Origin of the sequence: Vibrio sp. 1180_3 (genome assembly GCF_029478545.1) — a bacterium.
GTDB lineage: Bacteria > Pseudomonadota > Gammaproteobacteria > Enterobacterales > Vibrionaceae > Vibrio > Vibrio aestuarianus.
Map to the genome: position 1 here is coordinate 1 of NZ_SJFM01000312.1, position 225 is coordinate 225.

At 53.8% G+C, this 225-nt stretch carries 1 protein-coding gene; it reads right to left on the bottom strand.

The window, feature by feature from the left end; genetic code table 11:
* On the bottom strand, positions 1 to 225 hold a 225-nt coding region (locus tag EYW48_RS21955; RefSeq protein ID WP_277433133.1), incomplete at both ends, for a hypothetical protein.

The following is a 225-nucleotide window of genomic DNA, read 5'->3' on the forward strand; positions in this document are numbered from 1 at the left end:
GCCACGGTTTCTGTCCACGTGATGGTGCCATTGTTGTAGCTGTAGTTGCTGTCGCTTATCTCGCCGTCTTCATTCAGGCTCAGCGTCACTGTGCTTGCGCTGCCACCATTGCTGATGGTCAGTGTCACTTCACCGCCTTCAACCAACTCGGCGTGGTTCACGTCAACCTTCACTTGAACCTGGTCATTACCCAGCTCGTCTTTGTTGATCACGCCATCGTCTGGA